This window comes from Cellulophaga sp. L1A9, assembly GCF_009797025.1.
Taxonomy (GTDB): Bacteria; Bacteroidota; Bacteroidia; order Flavobacteriales; family Flavobacteriaceae; genus Cellulophaga.
Map to the genome: position 1 here is coordinate 2,301,459 of NZ_CP047027.1, position 17,539 is coordinate 2,318,997.

15 protein-coding genes are annotated in these 17,539 nt (G+C 35.2%); 4 read left to right on the forward strand and 11 right to left on the reverse strand.

Annotated elements, in window-relative coordinates; genetic code table 11:
• Positions 1–2 precede the first annotated feature (2 nt).
• From GQR94_RS09950 to GQR94_RS09960, 3 genes are read right to left on the reverse strand one after another with little or no spacing between them, the layout of a single operon-like run.
• Entirely contained in the window at positions 3–2,477 is a 2,475-nt protein-coding gene (locus tag GQR94_RS09950; protein ID WP_158975359.1) for a ligase-associated DNA damage response DEXH box helicase, read from the reverse strand.
• Positions 2,478–2,504: 27 nt separating this feature from the next.
• Positions 2,505–4,133 (reverse strand): ATP-dependent DNA ligase, encoded by a 1,629-nt coding sequence (locus GQR94_RS09955; RefSeq protein WP_158975360.1) that lies wholly within the window; start codon positions 4,131–4,133, stop codon positions 2,505–2,507.
• A gap of 22 nt (positions 4,134–4,155) precedes the next feature.
• On the reverse strand, positions 4,156–5,175 hold the full coding sequence (locus tag GQR94_RS09960; RefSeq protein WP_158975361.1) for a ligase-associated DNA damage response exonuclease: 1,020 nt from the start codon (positions 5,173–5,175) through the stop codon (positions 4,156–4,158).
• Positions 5,176–5,355: 180 nt separating this feature from the next.
• Between GQR94_RS09960 and GQR94_RS09965 the strand changes: the two genes are divergently transcribed.
• Positions 5,356–5,778 (forward strand): TerB family tellurite resistance protein, encoded by a 423-nt coding sequence (locus tag GQR94_RS09965; RefSeq protein ID WP_158975362.1) that lies wholly within the window; start codon positions 5,356–5,358, stop codon positions 5,776–5,778.
• Positions 5,779–5,838: 60 nt separating this feature from the next.
• On the opposite strand, the gene fbp is transcribed toward GQR94_RS09965, so the two are convergent.
• On the reverse strand, positions 5,839–6,849 hold the full coding sequence (gene fbp, locus GQR94_RS09970) for a class 1 fructose-bisphosphatase (RefSeq protein WP_158975363.1): 1,011 nt from the start codon (positions 6,847–6,849) through the stop codon (positions 5,839–5,841).
• Between the two features lie 187 nt (positions 6,850–7,036).
• Here fbp and GQR94_RS09975 point away from each other — a divergent pair, with 187 nt between their 5' ends.
• From GQR94_RS09975 to GQR94_RS09985, 3 genes are all read left to right on the forward strand, one after another.
• Entirely contained in the window at positions 7,037–7,516 is a 480-nt protein-coding gene (locus GQR94_RS09975; RefSeq protein WP_158975364.1) for a GNAT family N-acetyltransferase, read from the forward strand.
• Positions 7,513–8,763 (forward strand): aspartate kinase, encoded by a 1,251-nt coding sequence (locus GQR94_RS09980; RefSeq protein ID WP_158975365.1) that lies wholly within the window; start codon positions 7,513–7,515, stop codon positions 8,761–8,763. The genes GQR94_RS09975 and GQR94_RS09980 overlap by 4 nt, the downstream gene beginning before the upstream one ends.
• A 120-nt stretch (positions 8,764–8,883) precedes the next feature.
• On the forward strand, positions 8,884–10,725 hold the full coding sequence (locus GQR94_RS09985) for a lysophospholipid acyltransferase family protein (RefSeq protein ID WP_158975366.1): 1,842 nt from the start codon (positions 8,884–8,886) through the stop codon (positions 10,723–10,725).
• Between the two features lie 71 nt (positions 10,726–10,796).
• Here the strand turns inward: GQR94_RS09985 and GQR94_RS09990 are convergent, their stop codons facing one another.
• The 7 genes from GQR94_RS09990 to rsmA form a co-directional block, all read right to left on the reverse strand.
• Complete coding sequence (locus GQR94_RS09990; RefSeq protein ID WP_158975367.1) at positions 10,797–11,210, reverse strand: TM2 domain-containing protein; 414 nt, start codon at positions 11,208–11,210, stop codon at positions 10,797–10,799.
• 55 nt (positions 11,211–11,265) lie between these two features.
• Positions 11,266–11,652: a VOC family protein gene (locus GQR94_RS09995; protein ID WP_158975368.1), complete on the reverse strand. Its 387-nt coding sequence runs from the start codon at positions 11,650–11,652 to the stop codon at positions 11,266–11,268.
• 85 nt (positions 11,653–11,737) lie between these two features.
• Positions 11,738–12,679 (reverse strand): 2-hydroxyacid dehydrogenase, encoded by a 942-nt coding sequence (locus GQR94_RS10000; protein ID WP_158975369.1) that lies wholly within the window; start codon positions 12,677–12,679, stop codon positions 11,738–11,740.
• 197 nt (positions 12,680–12,876) lie between these two features.
• Complete coding sequence (locus GQR94_RS10005) at positions 12,877–13,203, reverse strand: nuclear transport factor 2 family protein (RefSeq protein ID WP_158975370.1); 327 nt, start codon at positions 13,201–13,203, stop codon at positions 12,877–12,879.
• A gap of 194 nt (positions 13,204–13,397) precedes the next feature.
• Positions 13,398–14,921, reverse strand: coding sequence for a carbon-nitrogen hydrolase family protein (locus tag GQR94_RS10010; protein ID WP_158975371.1), 1,524 nt, complete (start codon positions 14,919–14,921; stop codon positions 13,398–13,400).
• A gap of 133 nt (positions 14,922–15,054) precedes the next feature.
• Positions 15,055–16,410, reverse strand: coding sequence for a magnesium transporter (gene mgtE, locus GQR94_RS10015; protein ID WP_158975372.1), 1,356 nt, complete (start codon positions 16,408–16,410; stop codon positions 15,055–15,057).
• Complete coding sequence (rsmA, locus tag GQR94_RS10020) at positions 16,397–17,266, reverse strand: 16S rRNA (adenine(1518)-N(6)/adenine(1519)-N(6))-dimethyltransferase RsmA (protein WP_158975373.1); 870 nt, start codon at positions 17,264–17,266, stop codon at positions 16,397–16,399. The genes mgtE and rsmA overlap by 14 nt, the downstream gene beginning before the upstream one ends.
• Between the last annotated feature and the right edge of the window lie 273 nt (positions 17,267–17,539).

Here is a 17,539-nt window from a genome sequence, read left to right on the forward strand (position 1 = left end):
TTCTACTTTTTAGTTAGAATTGCGGTCATACGTTTGATGCGATCTGCTAATTTTTCACTAGACAGTTTTTCTCGCAATCTGTCTGTAATTATAGGGAATGAAAATGGTGTTGGTTTTTGGCACGCTTTCCAAACAATCTCTTGTTGTGCAATGCGCTCTAGCGCCAATCGTAAACGACCTTCTTCCAATTGGTGTTCAAACGTCTCCGTAAAGGCCTGTTGAAATAGTAAATTATCAGCCTCATAATCTCTAAAGACATCAAAAAGCAGTTGTGAGCTGCTTTGTAAATGCTTCATTTTTATACCTTTATTCGGGTATCCTGTGAATACCATGCCACTAATTACCGCAATGTCACGGAATTTTCTACGCGCCATTTCTGTAGCATTTAAACTTTTCTGTAAGTCACTCAGCATAAAGTCTGTGGAGAATAAATCATTGTCTAAAACCTGCTGTAGGTCTATCTCTTGATCCGAGAGTAATTCAAATCCGTAATCATTAAAAGCTAGCGAAAAAGTTATTGGTGAAAGCAAACTTATGCGGTAGCCCAAAAGGCTTCCCATTGCTTCGTGCACAAACCTACCTTCAAAGGGGTAAAAAATATGATGGTATCCATCGCGTGTTTTAAAGGTCTCAATTAAAAATTCATTGGGTTTTGGAACAATACTTTCTTTGCGCTGTTGGGTAAATACGGGCTCTAGTGCGATTAGCTCTGGGCCTATTTCTTTTTTAGTTAAATGATTTGCCGATGCTTTGTATAATTCTTCACGCAGCAATTCGGACATTTGAGCAGAAAAAGTGAGTCGCCCACCCATCCAACTTGGTATTTTATTTGTCTTTTTAGTAGAATTTCGCACATGTACTTGCATGTCTTTTATTCTAATAAATTCTAGATTTCTTCCAGCAAATGTGAAAATATCTCCAGGAGATAATTTTGAAACGAAGAACTCTTCTATAGATCCAATAAAACCTCCTTTTTGATAGCGTACCTTTAAATTGGCATCGCTAACAATAGTTCCTATCTGAAAGCGATGCCGCATGGCAATACCTTTATTATGGACTTTAAACTTGCCATCCTCTTCAATCTCAACTTTTTTATATTCATCATAAGTTTGCAAGCTTTGGCTTCCTAGGACTAAAAAATTTAGTAACCATTGCCATTGTTCTTTGGAGAGTGCTTGGTAGCAAAAGGTTTTAGTTACCTCCTGATAAATTTCATCCGGATAAAAGCCATCAGAAATAGCGAGTGTGGTGAGGTATTGAAGCAGCACATCATAACTATTTAGATACGGAATCCGGTCTTCTACTACCGTATGTTTCACGGCTTCTTGTAAAGCTGAAGCTTCAATAAGTTCTATAGCGTGAGTAGGTAAAAAATAAATGACGCTTTCTTTACCAGGTCGGTGGCCACTTCGTCCAGCGCGCTGTAAAAAACGAGCGACTCCTTTTGGGCCTCCAATTTGAATTACTGTTTCTACGGGGGCAAAATCTACCCCTAAATCTAAGCTAGACGTACAGACAACTGCCTTTAAGTTTGCATTACGGATGGCTTGTTCTACCCAAAGGCGAGTTTCTTTATTAATGCTTCCATGATGCATGGCAATTTCGCCAGCATACTCCGGATGTTTTTCTAATATTTTTTGAAACCAGATTTCGCACTGACTTCTGGTATTGGTAAATAGTAAGGTAGTTTTACTATTGTTGATGATGGGAATAATAGCTTCTAATAAATGCAAGCCTAAATGTCCGCGCCATGGAAAGGTTTCCATTTTTTTTGGGATGATACTTTTTACGGTAATTTTCTTATTAAGTTTTGCTTTTATTAGAACTGAATTTTCGAGTGCTTTTGAATCGGTACCCAATAACACTTCTCGAGCTTGATCTAGATTCCCTATAGTTGCTGATATGCCCCAGATTCTGAGATTTTTAGAAACTGTTTTTAAGCGCGAAAGGGCTAGTTCCATTTGCACCCCTCTTTTGGTGCCTAACAGTTCATGCCATTCATCTACCACAATGGCCGTACAATCTTTAAATAGTTTGTCATACCCTTTTGTAGCTAAGAGTAACTGTAGGCTTTCTGGGGTAGTTATCAATAAATCGGGCATTTGTTTTTTCTGAGCGGTCCGTTCTTTGGTACTGGTGTCTCCTGTTCTGATTCCTACGGTCATCTGTGTGCCCAAATCAGCCGCAACCCGTTCAGCAGATTGTCTAATCTCATCAGATAAAGCTCGTAGGGGAGTGATCCAAATAGCTTTTAATCCTTTTTTATGTTTGGTTTTATACGCGGGATTAGATTTTATATAATTTAGAATAATAGGAAACCAAAGGGCATAGGTTTTTCCACTGCCTGTAGGAGCGTTTAATAATCCGTTTTTACCCTGCAAAAAAGCCTTCCAAGTATCTTTTTGGAATTTAAAAGGTTTCCAATTGTTTTCTTGAAACCAAGTCTCGGCAATAGTATATAATTCGTCTCTATTCATTGTACGGTTAGGGTACTGTAATTTGTCTTATTCTTTAGCTGCCACAATCGTACTTGGGATTAAACTTTTCAAGTCCTCAAGGGTATTGGCCTCTTCAATTTTTTTATCATGTCGCCAGCGTATAATTCTAGGAAAACGCGTGGCAATTCCGCTTTTATGTCTTTTTGACAAAGCAATTCCTTCAAAAGCAATTTCAAAAACGTGATGCGGGGTAACACTCCTTACAGTACCAAAACGTTCAAGGGTATTCTTTTTAATCCAAGCATCTACTTTACGGAACTCGGCGTCTGTAAGTCCGGAATACGCTTTTGCAAAAGTGACCAGTTCTTTTTGGCCCTCTTCATTTGAAGTCCAGAGTGCAAAAGTGTAATCCGTAAATAAATTACTTCTTCTTCCGTGGCCGCGCATAGCATACGTTAATACCGCATCAATAGTTAATGGATCTACTTTCCACTTCCACCAATCGCCCTTTTTTCTACCTACTAAATAGGGAGAGTCTTTTCTTTTGAGCATTAAACCTTCGCTATGCATTTCGCGCGCGCGTTCTCTTTCTTTAGTAACCTCTTCCCAAGAATTAAAGTGAATTGTTTCTGAAATTTGGAAAGGAATATCCTCCGGAGATGAAATAGTGTCAAATAGTTCTTCTAACAGCTGCCTTCGTTCTATAAAAGGAAGTTGCCGAATATCATTCCCTTCCCATTCTAAAATATCATAGGCTTTAAGGATTATCGGTGTTTTTTTCAGTAGTGCTTTAGAAACCGTTTTTCTTCCGATCCTGGTTTGTAAATCATTGAAAGTACCTATCACGTTATTTGCGTAGGGCAAAATTTCGGCATCAATGACGGTCCCGTTTGGAATAACACCAACAAGTTTTTCTAATTCCGGGTACTTATCGGTTACTAATTCTTCCCCACGACTCCATACAAATAATTCATCATTTCTAAATATGGTTTGCGATCGTATGCCGTCCCATTTATGTTCTGCAGACCATCCTTGCACATCACCCAGATCATGTACTTCATTCTCAATAGCGTAGGCTAAATAAAAAGGATATGGTTTTGAGAGGTAATCGTTTTCATTCTCCTCTAAAATCAGTTCTTGGAACGTAATTGCTTTTGGGTCCCAATTGCCCATCAATTTATAAGCTAATATATCTTCGTTTATTTCGGTAGCTTTAGATAAGGCTTTTGTCATTAATTTTTGACTTACTCCAATCCGGAAACCTCCTGTAATTAACTTAGTGAAAACAAAGCGTTCATAATAATCTAATGCTTTCCAGTTGCTGTAGAGGTATTCTTTTTTCTCTTCTTCGGGCTTCTTTTTTAAAAGAATCATTTCTTCTAAAAATTCTGTAAGCGTTTTATCGGTTTGTTGGGGAGTAGATGGGATGACCAAGGCTATCGTCTCCGCTAAATCTCCTACAATATGATAACTCTCTTCAAAGAGCCATAAGGGAATATTGGACAATTCTGAAGCCCATTGTCGTAGTAATGTTGTGTTTACGGGTCTTGGCGGTCTTCTGTGAGAAAGAATAGCGATAGTCCACACCTTATCTGAATCACTTGCTTTTTCAAAATACGCTGCTAGGGCAGCAACCTTTGTGTTTGTTTTAGTTGTGCTGTCTAGTGTTTTAATAAGTGAAGCAAAGTTTTTCATGGGTTCAAATTCAATCTATCTTTTAACTACTAATTATTTTTTCTTCAATTTCTGTATTTTCTTCGTCTCCGTATTGTGTTTCTTCAGTTCTGGCATCATACCCTTGTTCGCGTAGGTATCTTGAAAAAATATCAGCATAGCCGTGTGTACAAATTACCTTTTCCGCACCAGTAGCTTTTATACTTTCTAGCAGACCCGTCCAATCGCAATGATCACTGAGTACAAAGCCTTTATCTATTGCTCTTCTGCGTCTTGCCCCTCTAAAAGTCATCCAGCCACTAGCAGATGCTGTAACATAAGGCACCATTTTTTTTATCCAAGTACTGCCGTGTGCGCTAGGAGGAGCTAGTACTATGTTGCCCAATAAATCTTGTTTTTTAGTTTCTTTGGTGATTAGTGTTGTTTCGGGGAAATCTACGAGTGGGCGTAATACTTCGGTCATGTTTTCTATGGCGCCGTGCGTATATATTTTGCCTATTTCAGGATTTAAATATTTTAATAAACGTTGCGCTTTACCTAGGCTATATCCAAAAAGTATCGATGTTTTTCCTTCCGCTTGGTTTTCAAGCCACCAGTTGTTAATAGATTCCATCACTTCCTGTTGTGGGGTCCATTTAAAGGCTGGTAATCCAAAAGTACATTCTGTAATAAAGGAATCGCACTTTACCACTTCATAGGGTGTAGAAATTCCGTCGTTCTCAGTTTTATAATCACCCGTAAACACCCAAACTTCTCCTTTATGTTCAACGCGTATTTGTGAAGAACCAATAATATGACCTGCAGGGTGCAGGCTAAATTTTACATTATTAATGCTAAAGGTTTCTCCCCATGCTACTCCAGATACATTAATTTCACCAAGCCTGTGGCTAATAATAGGAACATTTCTATGATGGGTAATGTAGCTCTTGTGTCCATAGCGGCTATGGTCTGCGTGGCCATGTGTAATAATAGCTTTATCAACTGGCTTCCAGGGGTCTAGATATACTTTTGCGGCACTGCAATATATACCTTTATTGGTAAATTGTAGTAGTGGGTTTTTCATAGCCTTGTGAAATTACAAAATTATTTAAGAGTTGATTTTTTTAGGAAACTTCTGAAAGGCCAGTATATCGTTATTTTTCATAGAAATAACCTTGTAGCTAATCAAGAGCCAAAATAATCGGTTTTATTGTAAAAAATGACTCCTAAAAAATTATATTTGTGCTCAAATAAAAAATAGATTATGTCTTTTGTAGATTTATACAGCAGTGGCGAGCATAGAAGAAATTTAGCTCATTTTTCCTCAATTGCGTCTTTGGCGGCAATTGACGGTGAAGTTAATCCTAAAGAAAAAGATTTATTAGACCGCTTTGCTCGGAAATTAGATATTACTGATGTAGAATATGCTGAGGTTTTGAGTTCTAATAATAAGTATCCTATTAATCCTCCAAATACATCAGAGGAACGTTTAGAGCGTTTGTTTGATTTATTTAGAATTGTTTACGCAGATCACGAAATTGAAGAAGAAGAAATGATTCTGATTAATAAGTATGCTATTGGTTTAGGATATTCTTCTGAGGCGGCTTCTAAATTAATTAAGCGTTCTATACAGATCTTTGGTGGACGATTAGATTTTGATGATTATGTTTACTTAGTTAAGAAATAAGAAATTTAGGAACAAAAAAAAGGGGCTTTTAGCCCCTTTTTTTATATGTTAATTATTGAATTATGCATTCGCAATTTTTATAAACTCCTCTGCTTTTTCAACCATTTTTCGGCTACCACAAAAGAAAGGCACACGTTGATGAAGTTCTACAGGATCAATTTCCATAATTCTATTTTTTCCATCACTCGCTAAACCATTCGCTTGTTCTGCAATAAAAGCCATAGGGTTGCATTCATACAATAAGCGTAATTTGCCATCCGTAGCAACACTGCTTTTCGGGTACATATAAATTCCACCTTTGATCATGTTTCTATGAAAATCGGAAACTAATGATCCAATGTAACGAGAGGTATAAGGCCTATCTTCTTCTTCTTTTTGGCAATATTTGATATAATCTTTTACGCCTTGTGGAAAATGAACATAGTTTCCTTCGTTTACAGAATATATTTTTCCTGTATCAGGATATCTCATGTTTGGATGCGATAGATAAAATGTTCCTAAAGCTGGGTTTAAAGTAAATCCGTTTACACCATCTCCAGTAGTATATACTAGCATGGTTGATGTTCCGTAAATAATATAACCAGCCGCAATTTGATTAACACCTGGTTGAAGGAAATCTTCGATTGTAACAGGAGTTCCTACAGGCGTAATACGTCTGTAAATAGAAAAAATAGTTCCAACAGAGACATTTACATCAATATTGGAAGAACCATCTAGCGGATCTATCAATACGATATATTTATTCTGATGCTGATTATCAAAACTGTTGATGCTTATAAAATCATCTTCTTCCTCAGAAGCGATGCCACAAACAATTTCCCTTTTTTTTAGGGTTTGGATAAACTTTTCATTAGCAAGAACGTCTAGTTTTTGCTGATTTTCCCCTTGAATGTTTTGATCTCCCGCTTCTCCAAGAATGTCAACTAATCCAGCTTTGTTAACTTCATGATTTACAACTTTAGCTGCTAATCTTAATCCGTTTAATAGTCTAGATAATTCCCCAGAAGAATACTTAAAAGAGTCTTGATTTTCAATAATAAACTCTCCTAGAGTTTTGTATTGTTTGGTCATGATTGTAGTGTTTATTTCCCTACAAATATCGTCTTTTTTGTGAAACTACAACGTTTTCGTTTAATTTATACTTTTTAAATTTGTAACTTCATGTTATATTTGTAACAATAAAAAGCGAGTTAGGCTTCATATTGAGAATGGAGAAATAAATCTAGCTTATGATTATTAAAATCTAAAAAAAAAGGGAATGAAATTTTCAATAAGAGAAGCAAAAAAAGAAGACATGAATCAAGTTTTATCCTTGATAAACGAACTTGCCATCTTTGAAAAGGAAGAAAATGCTGTAGAAGTGACCCTTGAAGATTTAATTCGCGACGGTTTTGGGTCTAAAATATTATTTCATTGTTTCGTTGCAGAAGTTGGTAGTGAAATTAAAGGAATGGCATTAGTGTATAATAGATATTCTACATGGAAGGGACCTATTATTCATTTAGAAGATTTAATAGTTACAGCGTCTATGCGGGGAACAGGAATGGGAACTGCATTATTAAATGAAGTGGTAAAGTACGGTCATGGTTTGGGTGTTAAACGAATAAATTGGGAAGTTATAGATTGGAACGAACCTGCGATTAAATTTTATGAAAGTAAAGGTGCAAATGTGATGCGCGATTGGGACGTGGTTCAATTAGATGAAAATGGTATTAAAAATTATATTGCTAATATATGAGAATTTTTAAATTTGGAGGAGCGTCTGTAAAAGATGCAAATGGTGTAAAAAATCTAGTGAGTGTTTTAGAGCAGGTAGGGTATGAACATACTTTAGTTGTGGTTTCTGCAATGGGTAAAACAACCAATGCAATGGAAACGGTTGTCACGAGTTATTTCAGAGATAAAACAGAAGTTGCTTCTGCTATACAAGAGGTTCTTAAGTATCATAATGATATTCTAATGGATCTGTTTGAAAATGACAAACACCCAATTTTTAAGCAAATTAAAGATTTGTTCGATGAAGTTCAGGGTTTTTTAGCTTGGAATAAATCGCCAAAACATAGTTTTGTTTATGATCAAGTAATAGGATACGGCGAATTAGTTTCTACCACAATTTTAAGTGCTTATTTAAATGAGGTAGGTATAAACAATACTTGGTTAGATGTTCGTGATTATATTAAAACGAATGATAATTACAGAGATGCAGCCATTAACTGGGACAAGACTCAAGAAAATATTACAAAAGGGATCGATAAAAGCAAATTGTATATCACACAAGGGTTTATTGGTAGTGATGATAATAACTTTACAACTACATTGGGTAGAGAGGGGTCCGATTATTCTGCGGCGATATTAGCATACTGTTTGAACGCTACTGCTGTAACAATATGGAAAGATGTTCCAGGGGTATTAAATGCCGATCCAAGATATTTTGATAATGCACAATTGTTAAATCAAATATCATATAGAGAAGCTATTGAGTTGGCTTTTTATGGTGCTTCTGTAATTCATCCTAAAACATTACAGCCTTTACAAAGAAAAGAAATTCCTTTACTTGTAAAATCTTTTTTAGAGCCTAAAAATGCTGGGACTACAGTAGGTAAAGGTGTGGGTATTGAGCCAAAAGTGCCTTGTTTTATTGTGAAAAAGAATCAAGTTTTAATGAAGTTATCATCTTTAGATTTTTCATTTATTGTAGAAGATAGCATTAGTGAACTCTTTAAGTTGTTGCATGATCATAAAATGAAGGTTGATCTTATCCAGAATTCTGCAATTAGTTTTTCAGTTTGTGTAGAAAATAAATATGGCAGGTTGAATGAGTTGTTAGAAATATTAAAAAGAAAGTTTAAAGTAAATCATCAAGAAGATGTTTCCTTATATACTATTCGTCATTTTGATACAGAATCCATTACATCTTTACAAAATGGTAAAGAAATTCTATTGGAACAACGCGGTAAAGAAACGGTACAGTTAGTCGTTAAGTAATCTTTTGATTGTCAATACTAAACTTCTATAAAAGGGAACTTTTTTTAAAAAAGAAATTAAAAGGTAAAAGTCAAGTAACGATTTTCCTATATTAGCATACAGGAAAATGGGTAAGACACTATGGGTTTAGTAACCGCGAAGGAAGTTGCGCAAGCAATAAAGATTGATAAATATGGCTTTTTGGGAACTTTTGTAGGATGGGTTCTTATGAAAGTAACTAGAATATCAGGTATCAATCGTTTTTATGATACCATTAAGCATTTAGAAGGCAAGGCTTATGCAGAGGCTATAATAGATTATTTTGAAATAGATTTTAACATTCCTGAAGAGGATTTTAAAAGATTACCTAAAGAGGGAGCTTTTGTAACGGTGTCCAATCATCCACTTGGCGCAATCGATGGGATTATTTTAATAAAGTTGATGGCAGAATATCGTCCTGATTTTAAAATCATGACAAATTTTCTATTACAGCGTATGGAGCCAATTGTTCCGTTTATAATTCCTGTGAACCCTTTTGAATCTCGAAAAGATGTTAGAAGTAGTTTGGCCGGATTTAAAACGGCATTGCAACATTTGAAAGACGGACATCCATTATGTGTTTTTCCAGCGGGGGAAGTTTCCACTTTAAGAGACGGTAAACTGCTTGTTGATAAACCTTGGGAACCGGCGGCTTTAAAACTAATTAGAAGAGCGGAGGTTCCTGTTGTTCCAATCTATTTTCATGCTAGAAATAGCCGACTATTTTATCGTTTGGCTAAATTAAATGGTGTCTTTAGAACAGCGAAAATACCTTCAGAAGTTTTTAGTCAAAGAAACCGACCAATAAAAATTAGAATAGGGCAACCTATATCTGTTAAAGCACAGAAAGAACAAGGGAGCTTAGAGGAGTATACAGACTTACTGCGCAGAAAAACATATATGCTTTCTAATGCCTACGAAAAGGAAGGTTTGACAGAGCGAATTCGGGAACAAATACCAACGTCATTAAAACTACCAAAAGCGCCTCGAAAAATTGCTTCGGCTATTAGTCCAGAAATAATAGAAGAAGAAATCTTAAAACTTAGAGAAAAGGGCTGTAGATTATTACAAAGTAGAAATTATGAAGTTTTCTTGGCGGTAGAAAATGACATGCCTAATATTTTACAAGAGATTGGGAGACAACGAGAGGTTACCTTTAGAGCAATTGGGGAAGGAACTAATAAAGCTATTGATCTTGATCCGTTTGATACGTATTATCACCATTTATTTTTATGGGATGAACAAGAAAAGGCCATTGTTGGAGCATATAGAATGGGCTTAGGACGTGAAATTTTTAAAACGTATGGGATAGATGGATTTTATCTGCAGGATTTGTTCAGGGTAGAGCCAGAGCTTTATGCAATGATGAGCGAGTCTATAGAAATGGGTAGAGCTTATATTGTAAAAGAATACCAGCAAAAACCTATGCCATTGTTTTTACTTTGGAAAGGGATTGTCCATACCACACTGCGTTTTCCTGAGTATAAGTATTTAATAGGAGGTGTAAGTATTAGCAATCAGTTTTCAAACTTTTCAAAATCTCTTATGATTGAATTTATGAAATCTAATTACTGGGATCCTTATGTAGCACAATACATTAGACCGAAAAAAGAATTTAAGGTAAAACTAAAGGATGCTGATAAAGAGTTTGTTTTTGACGAAACTCAGGCCGATTTAAATAAGTTTGATAAGTTAATTGATGAAGTAGAACCAGGGAGTTTGCGACTACCTGTTTTGATAAAAAAATACATAAAGCAGAACGCTAAGGTTGTCGCTTTTAATGTTGATCCATTGTTTAATAATTCAGTAGACGGATTGATGTATATAAAGATAGCCGATTTACCAGAGGATACTGTTAGACCTGTAATGGAAGAGTTTCAGGCAGAGTTAGAACGTAAAATGGCTGCAGGGCAAGATTTAACAACTAATGAGCCAGAGAGTTAAGATTTTTTAATACTACTAAAAAAGCCAAATCGTAAGATTTGGCTTTTTTTATTTTTATGATTCATGGCTGTTTAGAACCAAGGCTTTCTTCCTACTTGGTAGGTATTGTAGAATTCTTCATCAGATTTTGTTAGATAGATAATTCCTTCGATAATACCCACTATCCAAAGGGCAGATAATATAAAAAACCCAATCCCGATACACGAAGTAGCCATTCCTATTACAGCTGCTCCTAATAAAATAATTCCTTCCTTTTGGTATCCTAATATAAATTTATGAATACCGAATGAACCAAGAAATATTGCAAGCAATCCGGCAAGAACTTTCTTGTTGTCACCACTAGCACCGCTAAATGCTTCTTTTGCACCTTCAGAAAATTCATTTACAGTTTTTTTTGCATCATCTGCAAAATCGTTTGTGGTCTCTTTTGTATTGTCGAAAGCATCTTCTGCTTTGTCCCCTAAATCTTTTTGTTCTTCTGACATTGGTTGAATTGTTATTTGTTATTAAACTAGTCTAAATGTAGCAATAATTTCTAAATCAAAGAAATGCGGCGTCTTTTGGTTCCCAGAGTTCTATTTTATTTCCGTCTGGATCAAGAATCCATCCAAATTTTCCATATTCAAATTCTTGAATTTCACCTACAATGGTTACGCCCTCTTCTTTCAAAACTGCAAGCAATTCTACTAAATTTTCTACCCTGAAATTCATCATAAATGATGATGTACTAGGTTCGTAATAGTCCGTGTCTTGATTCATTGGGCTCCATTGCGTACTGCAATCTTTGCCTTCTTTATCTTTCCACCAAAAAGTGCAGCCGTATTGATCTGTGTTTAATCCCAAATGGTTGTTGTACCATTTTTTAATGGCATCTGGGTTTTTTGTTTTGAAAAAAAATCCACCTAAACCTGTAACTCTATTTTTCATTCTTATGTGTTTTTTAGAGCTTCACTCTAGTATGTTCTCTTGCTAATAGTACATATAGGTCTAGAAATTTTGTTTCTAAAACAATCTAAACGCTAAATTTTGCCTTAATTTTATCTACAACCGTTTGTGCTAGTTTTATTTTAGACTCTACAGTCCAACCACCAATATGTGGTGTTAATAATACATTTTGAGCTTTGATTAAATAGCTAAAAGCTTCCGGTAATTCGTTCTCTGTAAACATGTTTTCAAAAGATGCTTTTTCGTATTCTAAAACATCCAATCCTGCACCTAGAACTTTTTTACTTTTTAAGGCCTCCACTAAATCTTGCGTTACAATACACTTACCTCTAGCGGTATTCAAAATCCAAATATTTTTACTGAAACCATCGATAAATTCTTTGTTAATCATGTTTATCGTACTTGCCGTTTGTGGAACATGAAGACTAATAACATCACTTTTTTGCTTAAGTTCCATAATGCCTACTTGGCGTGCATTTTCATCATCGATACCACCTCTAATATCGTAGCAAAGCACTTCTACATCAAAACCTCTAAGTTTTTTAGCAAATGCTTTTCCCATATTTCCGTAGCCAATAATTCCAACAGTTTTACCGTCTAATTCTATCCCACGATTTCCTTCTCTATCCCATTTTCCATGTCTTACCTCTTGGTCTGCTTTATTTAAGTTATTGAAAAGAGATAATAGCATTCCTAAAGTATGTTCTCCTACGGCATTTCTATTGCCTTCAGGGGCAGCAGCTAAGAATATTTTTTTATCCTTAGTATAATCAGTATCAATATTTTCTAGTCCCGCACCCAGACGTCCTATAAATTTTAGGTGGGTAGCCTTTTCTAAAAAAGTATGATCAAGGCTAAATCTGCTACGGATGATAATGCCATCATACAGGTGTATTTTTGCTGCTATTTGCTCTTTGGTAGACGTATAATCTTCGTCATTTACAAATCCTAATTCATTAAATTGCTCAATGATTAGGGGGTGATTCTTATCTAAATGTAATACGCGCATTCTTAATTTTTGGTTATATTTTTAGTAATCAGTTTTGTAAAAATGTGTCTAGCAGTATTCAGCAACTGCCGTAAGAATTAGGTTTTTTTTTGATTTTAAATGAGTGTATTCTAAAACCTAGTACTTCATTATGTAACGATAAATTAGTACATTTTATTTGGATTCTCTGAAGTTTTAGGAATTTGTTGAATAGTATCTCAATGTTTGCAAATTTTATTTTTTTCGTCAAACCTGAAAAAATCCATCATAACGTATTCATCATTATCAGGCCAAATTTGGTGTGAATGTAATGCAACTAAATGGTCCTGAGCAATAACTTTAATTAATTCTATAGATTTTTCGGGGTATTCATTTTGCATTCTTTCAAAGTAACTTATAAAGCCTTCTGTTCCATTAGCTACCTTGTGATTGTGTTGAATGTATTCTTTATCTACATACTTTTCAATAGCAGTCTTAGGATTGCCTTCGTACGCCATTTTGTAGAAGTCGACAGCATTTTTTTTATTATCCTCTAATTGTATCATTAATAATCTGGAATTGTTAGTGGGCAAAATTGGTTCGAATTACAATATACAATAGTTTTGGCTTTGTTAAAAGGGAATTTTTCGACTTATGGGTAACAATAATAGCCGAATTAAATCTGAATGTTCAGATATAATTCGGCTATTTGCACTGCTTATTTTTTACAACACACTTATGGTAATGTAATTAATGCACTCTATTTTTTCTTCAATTCAAACAAATCTTTTCTACGATCCTTTAAATTTTTCACACTACCAAATTGGTTGAGTTCTCTAAGTAAATCAATATCTACGTCACAAATTAATATCATCTCTGTATTTGGTGTGGCTTCCGCTTTGATACCGTTGGCAGGGAAAGAAAAATCACAAGGGGTAAATACCATTGATTGTGCATATTGGATGTCCATGTTATTTACTTTAGGTAAATTTCCTACGCTACCGGCTATTGCCACATAGCACTCATTCTCAATAGCTCTTGCTTGTGCACAATGGCGAACTCGTGAATATCCATTTTGAGTATCTGTTAAAAAAGGAACGAATAATATATCCATACCATCATCGGCAAGAAGTCTGCTTAGTTCAGGGAACTCAACATCATAACAAATAAGGATGCCAATTTTACCACAATCGGTATCGAAAGTACGTATTTCAGAACCTCCTTGCATGCCCCATACTTTAGCTTCGTCTGGTGTTACGTGCAATTTTTCATAACGCTCTGTTGTTCCATCTCTTTTGCATAAATACCCTGCATTGTAGAGACGGTCATCTTTAAATTCAGGCATGCTACCTGTAATAATGTTGATGTTATAAGTTATAGCCAATTCCGAGAATTTTTTAACAATTTCGGCAGTGTGTTTTGCTAGTTCTCTGATGGCATCAGATTCTTTTAGGTGGTTATTTTCGGCCATCAAAGGGGCATTAAAAAACTCTGGAAATAAGGCGAAATCTGAGCGATATCCAGAAACAGAATCAATAAAAAATTCTGCCTGCTGCATTAAATCTTCTAGATTTTTATAGCTCCGCATCTGCCATTGAATCAGTCCTAAGCGGATTACCTTTTTATTCGTTGCAGCCTTTGTATTTGTTTTTTGATAATAGATATTATCCCATTCTAAAAGAACAGCATATTCATTAGACTGTGCATCTCCTTCAAGGTAGCCTTTCATGATTTTAGAAGGGTGGAAATCATTAGAAATCTGAAAGTTTAAAACAGGATCATGGATTTCTTTACGTCTCACACTTTCTATATATTGTTTAGGAGAAAGATCATCTGAGTATTTGTGGTAATTAGGAATTCTTCCGCCGAAAATGATCCCTCTTAGGTTTTCTCTTTCGCATAGCTCCTTGCGATAATCATACAAACGTCTTCCTAAACGTAAACCTCTAAATTCAGACTTAATAAAGACTTCTATACCGTAAAGTACGTCTCCATCTTTTTTTAAGGTATTAAAGGTGTAGTTACCGGTAACTTCCCGGTAGGTATGTGGTCTATCAAATTCTGCATAATCTACACGTAGTGATAGTGCGCAACCTGCTAAATTTCCATTAACTTTTATAACGACTTGACCTTGTGGGAAATCGTTTATCAATTTCTGAATTAGACTTTCTTTCCAATAGGCATTTTCCATATTGGGATACGTTTCAATCATTGCAGATTTCAGCGCTTGATAATCGTCAATGGTTAAGAACTCTAATTCAATATTTTCTATATTTCTTATCATAAGGCAAGCAATTATTGCGCAAAGATTACAACTTTTTTCAATAGTATTTATTAAAGATTTAATAAATAATGCTATTTGTATAAATTTCTTGCAATATTAGTTGATTACCTGATACTTAACCAGTTGTTAGGCTTTAAAATCCGAGAATAGCCTTTGCTATGGAAAAATAGATAAGTATTCCTAAAACATCATTGCTGGTCGTTATAAAAGGACCTGTAGCAATGGCTGGATCAATTCCTCGTTTATTTAGAAAAATAGGGATAAATGTCCCAATTACCGCTGCGTTTACTACTACGGTGACAAGGGCAATACCAATAGCAATGGACTCTAAATACGAAGTTTTAAATCCGAAATGGCTGATTAAGAGAAAAACAAAAGCAAGAGCAAGACCATTCACTAAACCTAAAAGTAATTCTTTACCAAGTCTACCCCAAATAGCTCCTTTAATAGTATCGTTAGCCAAACCTTGTACTACAATAGCAGAGGATTGTACACCTACATTACCCGCGGTAGCTTGCATTAAAGGAATAAAAATTAATAAAACAGGAAATTTGGTCAATGCTTCTTGAAAGCCACTAATAATACTTGCGGCACCAATACCGCCCATCATACCTATTAATAACCAAGGCCAACGCGCTTTAGTTAATTCCCAAATACTATCATCGGCTTCTACATCTTGAGAAATACCCGCGGCCATTTGGTAATCTTTTTCTGCTTCTTCTCTGATGACATCTACAATATCATCAATAGTAATACGGCCCACTAAGCGGCCTATTTCATCAATAACAGGAATAGCTTCTAAATCATATTTAGACATGATTCTGGCTACTTCTTCCGGTTTTTCATTCACATTTACATAATCTACTTTTGCGATGTAGACGTCTTTAATGTGTGTTTTTGTAGACGTGGTAAGTAAATCTTTTAAAGACAAGCGGCCTTTTAATTTACCTTCATCATCCACTACATAAATAGAATGTACACGGGTAACATTTTCTGCTTGCACACGCATTTCTTTAACGCAAGTAAGTACATTCCAGTTTTCATTTACTTTTACTAACTCTTTTGCCATTAAACCTCCGGCAGAATTTTCATCAAAACGAAGAAGATCCACAATATCTTTAGCATGCTCTCTGTCTTCAATCTCAGAGATTACTTGCTGAACCATCTCCTTTGGGAGTTCGCCAACAATATCTGCGGCATCATCGGTATCTAGTTCGTCTAATTCTTCTGCAATTTCTTTGGCAGATAAATTCCCTAAAATATTTTCACGAACATCATCATCTAATTCCGTAAGAATGTCAGATGTTTTATCACTATCTAAAAGCTTAATAATGAAGGTTGCTTCATCCTCATTTAACTCATTGATGATCTCAGCAATATCGGCATAGTGAATGTCTTCTAAAAGCGATAGTAGTGCACTATTGTCTTTAGTTTCGATAAAGTTCTCAATGTCGGTGATTAGCTCTTCGGTGAGTTTAAACGGTATCATTGTCAATTTTGTTTGTAAGTGAAATAAAATCAGTAACCGATAGTTGCTCTGGTCTCTTGTCAAAGATAACGTCTTCTCTTAGACTATCAGAAAGGTTAAAAGTTTTTAAACTGTTACGAAGTGTTTTTCTACGCTGGCCAAAAGCGGCTTTTACGACTCTATAAAGCGATTTTTCATTACAATCCAGGGTTTGATTTTCTTTACGCGTTAATCGTAAGACACCAGATTCTACTTTTGGAGGAGGATTAAAAACGGTAGGAGGAACTGTAAATAAATATTCAGCTTCAAAAAACGCTTGTACCAAAACGGACATAATTCCGTAGGTTTTGCTGCCTTCTTTTTCGCAAATGCGTTGCGCAACTTCTTTCTGAAACATTCCTGAGAATTCCGGAACTAAATCTCGTATTTCTAATAGTTTAAATACAATTTGTGTAGAGATATTGTAAGGGAAATTACCCGTAATCGCAAACTGCTCATCGCCGAATAAAGTGGTAACATCATATTTTAAAAAATCGGCCTCAATGACTTTAAACTCTTGTTTTCGGCTAATAAATTTAGGGTGTTCTAAAAGGAAACTATCATTTAAGTAGACAATAGATTCTGAATCTAAATCCATGGCGACCAAATTAACGTCTTGTTCTAAGATATATTTTGTAAGTACACCAGTTCCAGGCCCTATTTCAATAGCGTTTTTATACCCTTTAAATGTTAGTGTTTCTGCTATTTGTTTTGCAATATCTTCGTCTTTTAAAAAGTGTTGTCCTAAATGTTTTTTGGCTTTTACCGGACTATTTTGTTTAGACCCTTTTTGGGCATTAAACATTGCTTTATTTTTTTTATATTCTTTCTGAGCCATTTTTTTAGACTTTTATTTGGGATTTATAGCACACCAAGCATTTTTGCTAGCAGTGAATGTTACCCAAGTTTTTTGGTATTCCTAACCTTTACAATCGTCTTATTGCGATAATTCTTCAGTTGTAATTTAGGAAACAACACCTTCAACTAACGTATTTTTTAATGACGGATACCTTTTGGTTCTATTTTCTTTAGAAAACATTGCCTATTTAAAGTATCTCTACGGCCTTTTAGATTTCTTCCGCAAGCTCATGATAAACGGCTATATCGTAAG

What these genes read in the sequence shown, in the direction of transcription:
- GQR94_RS09950 (WP_158975359.1), bottom strand. Translation starts at nt 2,477, where the DNA reads ATGAATAGAGACGAATTATATACTATTGCCGAGACTTGGTTTCAAGAA.
- GQR94_RS09955 (WP_158975360.1), bottom strand. Translation starts at nt 4,133, where the DNA reads ATGAAAAACTTTGCTTCACTTATTAAAACACTAGACAGCACAACTAAA.
- GQR94_RS09960 (WP_158975361.1), bottom strand. Translation starts at nt 5,175, where the DNA reads ATGAAAAACCCACTACTACAATTTACCAATAAAGGTATATATTGCAGT.
- GQR94_RS09965 (WP_158975362.1), top strand. Translation starts at nt 5,356, where the DNA reads ATGTCTTTTGTAGATTTATACAGCAGTGGCGAGCATAGAAGAAATTTA.
- fbp (WP_158975363.1), bottom strand. Translation starts at nt 6,849, where the DNA reads ATGACCAAACAATACAAAACTCTAGGAGAGTTTATTATTGAAAATCAA.
- GQR94_RS09975 (WP_158975364.1), top strand. Translation starts at nt 7,037, where the DNA reads ATGAAATTTTCAATAAGAGAAGCAAAAAAAGAAGACATGAATCAAGTT.
- GQR94_RS09980 (WP_158975365.1), top strand. Translation starts at nt 7,513, where the DNA reads ATGAGAATTTTTAAATTTGGAGGAGCGTCTGTAAAAGATGCAAATGGT.
- GQR94_RS09985 (WP_158975366.1), top strand. Translation starts at nt 8,884, where the DNA reads ATGGGTTTAGTAACCGCGAAGGAAGTTGCGCAAGCAATAAAGATTGAT.
- GQR94_RS09990 (WP_158975367.1), bottom strand. Translation starts at nt 11,210, where the DNA reads ATGTCAGAAGAACAAAAAGATTTAGGGGACAAAGCAGAAGATGCTTTC.
- GQR94_RS09995 (WP_158975368.1), bottom strand. Translation starts at nt 11,652, where the DNA reads ATGAAAAATAGAGTTACAGGTTTAGGTGGATTTTTTTTCAAAACAAAA.
- GQR94_RS10000 (WP_158975369.1), bottom strand. Translation starts at nt 12,679, where the DNA reads ATGCGCGTATTACATTTAGATAAGAATCACCCCCTAATCATTGAGCAA.
- GQR94_RS10005 (WP_158975370.1), bottom strand. Translation starts at nt 13,203, where the DNA reads ATGATACAATTAGAGGATAATAAAAAAAATGCTGTCGACTTCTACAAA.
- GQR94_RS10010 (WP_158975371.1), bottom strand. Translation starts at nt 14,921, where the DNA reads ATGATAAGAAATATAGAAAATATTGAATTAGAGTTCTTAACCATTGAC.
- mgtE (WP_158975372.1), bottom strand. Translation starts at nt 16,410, where the DNA reads ATGATACCGTTTAAACTCACCGAAGAGCTAATCACCGACATTGAGAAC.
- rsmA (WP_158975373.1), bottom strand. Translation starts at nt 17,266, where the DNA reads ATGGCTCAGAAAGAATATAAAAAAAATAAAGCAATGTTTAATGCCCAA.